Genomic DNA, 6,551 nt, shown 5'->3' on the forward strand with positions numbered 1-6,551 from the left:
ACGACCAGTGACAGTGTTAACGCAACAAAATCAAATATAAAATAGTGAGAAAGTTGCTTTAAAAATAACACTCAACAATTGGAATGTATTTTGGTCTATATGTTTCTATTCGCTAAACTCTTTGTTTATCGTTAATAGATACGCCCGTATTCCGTTAAACGTATATCCGTCTAAAAGCGGTAAAGTGGCAAGGGTCACAGGAATTTTTGCAACCACCTAGATGTTAACTATAAATTATCAGTTATTATTTAGGAGGTTTTTTTATGGTAAATTCAAACAATTCTGAAATCAGTTGTGTATTCAAGGGTCGCTTCATCAAAGTGGCAGAATCTAAGGAAACAATCGTCGATAAGAAAACTGGAGAGATAACCACATACTATGTTGTTGTTCTTAGCAATGGTACGAAGGTATTTAAATGTACCTGCGGTGAGAATGCGGACATTGTGAAGAAGGTTGACCAGTTCGTCCCATGCATGATGTATATAGATGTCGTTGAGAAGAACGGTACTCAGAAACTCAAAATCACTCACGTTGATTTGCCAGAGCAGAAGAGTGGAGGTGTTAAGTAATGGGCATCGTTTTTGTTAATGTCCCTGTATGTGTACTTATGGATGTATACAAGGGTATGTGTGAACGCGCCAAGGAGCTCGATGGAAAAATTGTAGACTTAATTGAGTCCCCTGTAGAGAAATTCTCAGCTGTTCGACAACTTTGTTACCTTCTCGGACAAATTGACTTTATAGAGGTGCTTATTGATGGTATTTATTCCAAGGAACTTTTACGTGAGATTAAAGGTTCTTTGGGTTCAATAGACATTATTAGATATTTAGGGTAAACCCTTTATATAAAAATATAAGTAAAGGGGGTGAATGATATGGAGTTTTCAGCAGTTACAACCGCAGTAGGGAATCTCTCTACAGTAATGGGCACAGTGCTTGATACGATCGCAGGTAATCCGTTGCTTATGGTCCTTATTGCAGTTCCTGTAATCGGTGCAGGTTGCATCGTATTCAAGAAGCTCATAAAGGCAGCACGTGGCTAATCCTTATGGGTAAAATATCTTTGTTGTTTTGTAATAGGGTGTAGAGATACGCCCTATTATTTTAGAAAAATTTGGGAGGTGAAAAAATGGTAAAGAAAATGAGCAGAATCAAGGTAATGTATATTTTGCTGGCGGTTCTGGTGATGTTCTGCTCTTTATGTCCTCGGTTTGTAGTGCTTGCTGTTGATGGTTCAACGGATGATACAAAACTTGGTTCAAATATCGCGCCATATATGCACGGTGAAGACTATGTTACTAAGAGTGGTTATCTTTATCAAAATAAGTCTTTTAAAACAAAATTAAATAAAGATAATGCGTCTGCGGTGTATAAAAACCCTAGTCCGTATGAGTGTGAAAATACTTGTTTTAAAGAAAATGGTGAGCCCGCTATAAAAAGTAATCAACAACAATGGTCTGACTTTCTCGCTGAGTTAGGCACTCAGGATTTTACAGGCTCTAATGATTTGTACTTTGTATTGTATGAGACTTCTGGTTCAAAGCAATATGGAACAGGGGCAAGTATACATGCGTATTACATGTGGGTTCCTAGCGGTTCAAAGATATGTATGGCTTATAGTGCTAATACTGCTGGGTCTGATGATTCTTATTATAATCTATATGAGTTCGCGCGTGTTTTTACTTCGTCTGATGTTGGTGGTATTTCTTCCCTTGGCGGCAATCTTGCAGGCGGTTATGATAAGTTTTTTAGTGTCGTTCATGGTGATATGAATGGTGATACTTCTTTTTTTGAAAAAGATTCTTCAATAGGTTATAGGGGGTTTCGTTTTAAAGTACAAAATGCTGATACTGGTCTTGGTGACTTCCGGTTAATGGCTACAAATATACCTCTTGTAAAGTGTGCAGAAAATGAAACTGGTTATATAGAAGATTATATAAATTGTAAGAAATTTCTGGAAGGTCAGACAGATTTAGCAGATAATCAGAATCCAGATTATGTCGAGAAGAAAAAGGAGGGCTGTGATTCCTTCGGCTGGGATAGCTTCGATTGCTCTTTGACTCCTTCTTCTGTAGGTGAGAAGCAAATATTCCGTTTTAATTCAAGATATAACTATGATTCATTTTATAGCATGGTATATTCTCCTGAATATTTTAAAGTATCTGTGCAGTTTTCTTTTAAATGTTTGTATACTCTAAAATCGAATGTTTATGAAGAACATGTTTATTCATCTGATTATCAGTATTTTGATTTATCAAAAAATAAAGATGGTTTTTTATGTTATTTATCTGACTTTGTTTTTGCTGATTATGCTGGAAGTAAAAGAGCCTTGTGGGCAGATGGCGTATCTTCTGTGGTTGAAGCTATAGCTGCTTTGCGTGGAGTTGATGCTGGCGACATAGTTTCGGTTTCTTCCTGTGACCTTTATGCAACTATTATGTTGTGGAAAAGTGGAAAAGGAGCTAGTTCGGATGTTAGAAGTTTTAAATGGGATTATCGGACTATGGCTAAAACTGATTTAACCCCTGATGTTCCTATTGATAAATCTGAGATAAAGCCGAATGTTGTAACTGATGGAGAAGGAGAAGATAAAAAGGTTACTCAGGTTGTTGGGAATGATGGCGATAAGACTGTTATTAACGTTACTGTTAATGTAACTGGCGGTGATGGTGGTAATGGTGGAGACGGCGGTTCTGGCGGTGATGGCGGTTCTGGTGGTGATGGCGGCTCTGGTGGTTCTGGTGGCGGCGGTTCTGGTACTGTCACAGATCCCAGCGCAAGCGGCTTTTGGTCAATACTTAAAGGAATAGTTGCATTTTTTAAGGCTCTGCTTGATGGTGAGGATGGGCTTTTCCCAGTAATAGCGGCATTTTTTGAGTTTATACCTGCCAGCTTCTGGACTGTGGTTATCGGTGCCGTAGTGGTCATAGCGGTTATCAGTATTTATAAACTGCTTAAAAAGTAGGGGGGGTGTATGTATGATTGAATGTGTTAAGGCTATAGCAAAGTGTATATTTAGTGTTCTTAACCATAAGTTCAATGCGGGAGATATAAGTTTTTCGATATGGAACATTATAATGACATTTCTTATATGTTCCCTCGTTGGAACACTGTTATATTACTTCATACGTGGGATAGCGGAAAGTGGGGATGAATAAATAAAAGACTGGAATTTATTTTTCAGCCTTCTTGTTTCTTCTTATTCCCCATATAGCAATAATTATGCCTGCTATTATTAGTATCGGTATGATTAACCATAAATCAAATAAGTAGTTATGGTAGCTGTACATGTTTTACCTCCTTTCGTAGTTTTATTGATAAATATAATTTTATCACGAAGTTGTTGGAATTGAAACAGGCGGTTGAGATCTTGACAGTTCTGCAGGTGCATTTGTACAAAATGACAATAAAATGTGTGCGCTGCATGTCTGATCCACGCCGCTGCAGTGGTGTTTGTTTGTGCAGATTGTATATATACAAAGTGAGGTGATTATTATGTGGTCGTTTTTGTGTCTGGTTGTATTCGTAGCTGGCAGTCTTCAGCTCATCAAGGAGTATAGGGAGCTTAACGAATTCAAACGTGATGAACAGACGTTTAATGAGTATAAGGATAAGGAGAGTGAGTATCTTGAATCGAAAATTGAAAATAATGATTTTGATTGGTAGTTTAGTAGTCTTGGGCTTTAGTATCTATCAGATAGCTACCATTGGCGATGTACATGCATCTATGGTATCGCACGTGTACAGCTATGATGTGAGTAAGAATACTGTTGTTCCTGTGACAGATGGGATAAGTTTAAATGTTGGTGTTGCTACGGCTGGTGATGCAGGTTTTCAGACTAAGGCACGGAGTAATACGGACATATACAATGTTCTTGTGCTGATAGCGATAGAGTTAATGTTCTGGATTATGTGGAATGTTGTCCGTACAGTGTATCGTATTCTGTGCGATTTCAAGAAGTTTTAAGGGGTGATAATATGAGTGATTTAATACTTGACCTGTATAGCAATGGCGATCTTTACATGATGGCAGCTAAGATATTTGCATGGATGATAATGTTATTATTCCTTGCTGTTATTCTCGGATGCTTTAGGGGGTTGCGCTTATGATTAAGTTTATACTAACAGTCAGTCTGATAATAGTGGTCTGTGTGTACATGCCTTTTATCCCATTCTTTATAAGGCACTTTTACCACATAATAACTAATGCAGTGGTGGACATTTATAAATATTTCAAGTACAAGAAGTATAACGAGTGCAAGGACTATGGCAGAATATTTATGGTAACTGCTCATAGAAATAAAGTCTTTGGCTCTGGTAAAACTCTTGATATGACCATGGTAGCCCGCCGTATATTCAACAAGTATGATGGGCTTTCTGTCTGGTCTGATGATAAAAAGGAATTTGTCACACAGCACATTCACTTGATCTCAAACGTGGAACTTCTGGACGTGCCATATACACCATTCATTTCCGCTGAGCAGTTGAAGAATGTTGAACAGGAAGAACAAGATATTACTATCTTTGTCTTTGACGAGGTCGGAGCAATATGGAACTCTCGAAATTACAAGGATAACATCAGCACGGAACTGCTCAAGAGACTCTTACAGGTGCGTAAGAACAAAATAGGCATTATATGCACTGCACAGCGTTTTAAATTCGTTGATGCGCTCCTTAGGCAGATAACAGGGTCGTTGTACTGTGTTAACAAAATGTGGAGAATACTGGCTATAAGAGAGTATGACGCTGTGAGTTTTGAAAACTGCGACAATATCGACATGCTGAAGCCACTCTCGAAAAAATACAAGTTCGTGTTTGATAAGGACTACTTAGCATATGACACAAGTGCTATAGTAGATGATCTGAAGAAAAAAGACATGCTGACAGATGCAGAGATACTCTCAGCACAGGGAGTAATTGAACCCAATATTGACTTTGCGACTGGAATCAAAAAACGCTACAGGAAAAGAAAGAGGTAGTGCAGCGTGCGGCTTAAGCCGCCGCGCACGGCTGCCATGCATCCAGTGCGTTTAACATGATTAAATCAGTGCTGTCAGCAGGGTGATGCCATCACCCTGGTAACTATAAATATGTCCTCAGTGCTCTGCCTGTCAAGGCCTAAAGGCCTCCGCGCCGTGCCTTGACAGGCAGAGTGCTGTGGACTACACGTGGAGGTACTACATGAAATATATACTCTCAATACTCAATCAGCTCTTACGGCTGGTTAACAACTTGATAAACCTTGCAAGACACATAGTAAAGTAAAATTACTTGACGTGAATCCCCTATGACTAATAGTGGGATTTCGTTTCCAAATGGAAAAAGAGAGGAGTAGTAAACTGTATGAGATACGGTTTAATTTATGAGAAAACTATCTTTGAAAAACTGGAAATAACATATAGCGTAGATATGGTTAGATATGATTTTGCGTTCGATAAAACCGCCTGTGAAAGTATGTCACATGATATGCAAAAATTGTATGATTACTTGAGTGATAATATAAGAGCCGACCTCTTTAAAACCTCCAGAGCCTTTGGATATAAAGACCTGTTCACGTTCACATCTGATTATGATGATAGAGACAGCAGTGTGATAAAGGTCGGTATCGGACTAAATGGAGTTAACAGAGACGATGTATTCAAATGCTTTTTGGAATTTAATCCAAATAAAGTCGACTCGGATGTTCTGAAGATGGTAATTGATGCGCTTCGTCCAAACTGTCTTAAACACTGGCTAAAGCTCGTGAGGTGGGATTTAGCAATAGATGTGCCGGTGAAAAGGTCACAGGCTTGCTTCTACAAGGACAGAAGAGATTATACATACCATAAGAGTTCAAGGAAGGGAGTTACCACATACCTTGGACAACGTAACAAGGAGGGTTTTGTAAAGCTCTATGATAAAACGCTTGAGTCCGGCTTGTCTGAAGATCTCACCAGACTAGAAATAACGTTTGGTGAAGCTGATCTGCCTACGATGCCACAGGTGTATATTGACACTAACAGTCAGAGTGAGTTAATGCTTGGACTGTCTGGTACTAACAGAGTACTTGCATTGCTCCTTAATCAACTTGATGCGGGAGACTTTGAAACATATTATGGTATGCTTAACTATAAGCTGAAAAAGAAACTTGAGCCATATGTAAAGCATGGCGTAAGGCTCGAATATGATTTTAAGGTCATATGTAGCTTGATGATGAGACTCAAAGAACTTGAAAGGAATTTTGACTTGTCTGGAGACTGGCATAATATTAAATTCATGGATGAAAAAAGTCCATTTTAGCAAAGGAATTCAAACAAAGGGTAAGGAAGTATCTATTTGATATAACACAAGTTTAACGAATAGAGGTAAGCACACCAGAAAAAATATGTTGACAAGAGATTAATCGGGTGGTAGTATCCTAGACATAGGTGGTTGCATCTGTTCGTTAAACTCAGGTTTTACGAAAAAATATAGCATATTTTATTAGATTATGCTATGTTGAGTGTTATTTTTAAAGCAACTTTCTCACTATTTTATATTTGATTTTGTTGCGTTAACACTGTCACTGGTCGT

Annotated in this window: 10 protein-coding genes; all 10 read left to right on the top strand. The window is 38.3% G+C overall.

Annotation, left to right across the window (positions count from 1 at the left end; genetic code table 11):
• The first annotated feature begins 263 nt into the window (after window positions 1-263).
• The 10 genes from GT575_RS14725 (at window position 264) to GT575_RS14760 (ending at window position 6,278) form a co-directional block, all read left to right on the top strand.
• On the top strand, window positions 264-569 hold the full coding sequence (locus GT575_RS14725) for a hypothetical protein (protein ID WP_161172294.1): 306 nt from the start codon (window positions 264-266) through the stop codon (window positions 567-569).
• Complete coding sequence (locus GT575_RS14730) at window positions 569-835, top strand: hypothetical protein (RefSeq protein ID WP_161172295.1); 267 nt, start codon at window positions 569-571, stop codon at window positions 833-835. Before GT575_RS14725 ends, GT575_RS14730 begins: the two co-directional genes overlap by 1 nt.
• A gap of 39 nt (window positions 836-874) precedes the next feature.
• The gene (locus GT575_RS14735; RefSeq protein WP_161172296.1) at window positions 875-1,042 is read left to right on the top strand and encodes a hypothetical protein; all 168 of its coding nucleotides are present in this window, start codon (window positions 875-877) and stop codon (window positions 1,040-1,042) included.
• 86 nt (window positions 1,043-1,128) lie between these two features.
• Complete coding sequence (locus tag GT575_RS14990) at window positions 1,129-2,964, top strand: hypothetical protein (RefSeq protein WP_192935003.1); 1,836 nt, start codon at window positions 1,129-1,131, stop codon at window positions 2,962-2,964.
• Between the two features lie 13 nt (window positions 2,965-2,977).
• On the top strand, window positions 2,978-3,157 hold the full coding sequence (locus GT575_RS14740; RefSeq protein ID WP_161172297.1) for a hypothetical protein: 180 nt from the start codon (window positions 2,978-2,980) through the stop codon (window positions 3,155-3,157).
• Between the two features lie 337 nt (window positions 3,158-3,494).
• Window positions 3,495-3,665, top strand: coding sequence for a hypothetical protein (locus tag GT575_RS14745; RefSeq protein WP_161172298.1), 171 nt, complete (start codon window positions 3,495-3,497; stop codon window positions 3,663-3,665).
• Window positions 3,628-3,966 (top strand): hypothetical protein, encoded by a 339-nt coding sequence (locus GT575_RS14750; RefSeq protein WP_161172299.1) that lies wholly within the window; start codon window positions 3,628-3,630, stop codon window positions 3,964-3,966. The genes GT575_RS14745 and GT575_RS14750 overlap by 38 nt, the downstream gene beginning before the upstream one ends.
• Before the next feature lie 11 nt (window positions 3,967-3,977).
• Window positions 3,978-4,109 carry a hypothetical protein gene (locus GT575_RS15355; protein ID WP_279284680.1) on the top strand — a complete coding sequence of 44 codons (132 nt, stop codon included), beginning with the start codon at window positions 3,978-3,980 and terminating at the stop codon, window positions 4,107-4,109.
• Complete coding sequence (locus GT575_RS14755) at window positions 4,106-4,978, top strand: AAA family ATPase (protein WP_161172300.1); 873 nt, start codon at window positions 4,106-4,108, stop codon at window positions 4,976-4,978. Before GT575_RS15355 ends, GT575_RS14755 begins: the two co-directional genes overlap by 4 nt.
• A 364-nt stretch (window positions 4,979-5,342) precedes the next feature.
• Window positions 5,343-6,278: a hypothetical protein gene (locus tag GT575_RS14760; RefSeq protein ID WP_161172301.1), complete on the top strand. Its 936-nt coding sequence runs from the start codon at window positions 5,343-5,345 to the stop codon at window positions 6,276-6,278.
• Window positions 6,279-6,551 lie beyond the last annotated feature (273 nt).

The sequence above is a fragment of the Coprococcus sp. BIOML-A2 genome (assembly GCF_009875795.1).
Lineage (GTDB): Bacteria > Bacillota > Clostridia > Lachnospirales > Lachnospiraceae > Coprococcus > Coprococcus aceti.

What these genes read in the sequence shown, in the direction of transcription:
- GT575_RS14735 (WP_161172296.1), top strand. Translation starts at nt 875, where the DNA reads ATGGAGTTTTCAGCAGTTACAACCGCAGTAGGGAATCTCTCTACAGTA.
- GT575_RS14760 (WP_161172301.1), top strand. Translation starts at nt 5,343, where the DNA reads ATGAGATACGGTTTAATTTATGAGAAAACTATCTTTGAAAAACTGGAA.
- GT575_RS14745 (WP_161172298.1), top strand. Translation starts at nt 3,495, where the DNA reads ATGTGGTCGTTTTTGTGTCTGGTTGTATTCGTAGCTGGCAGTCTTCAG.
- GT575_RS14755 (WP_161172300.1), top strand. Translation starts at nt 4,106, where the DNA reads ATGATTAAGTTTATACTAACAGTCAGTCTGATAATAGTGGTCTGTGTG.
- GT575_RS14730 (WP_161172295.1), top strand. Translation starts at nt 569, where the DNA reads ATGGGCATCGTTTTTGTTAATGTCCCTGTATGTGTACTTATGGATGTA.
- GT575_RS14725 (WP_161172294.1), top strand. Translation starts at nt 264, where the DNA reads ATGGTAAATTCAAACAATTCTGAAATCAGTTGTGTATTCAAGGGTCGC.
- GT575_RS14990 (WP_192935003.1), top strand. Translation starts at nt 1,129, where the DNA reads ATGGTAAAGAAAATGAGCAGAATCAAGGTAATGTATATTTTGCTGGCG.
- GT575_RS14740 (WP_161172297.1), top strand. Translation starts at nt 2,978, where the DNA reads ATGATTGAATGTGTTAAGGCTATAGCAAAGTGTATATTTAGTGTTCTT.
- GT575_RS15355 (WP_279284680.1), top strand. Translation starts at nt 3,978, where the DNA reads ATGAGTGATTTAATACTTGACCTGTATAGCAATGGCGATCTTTACATG.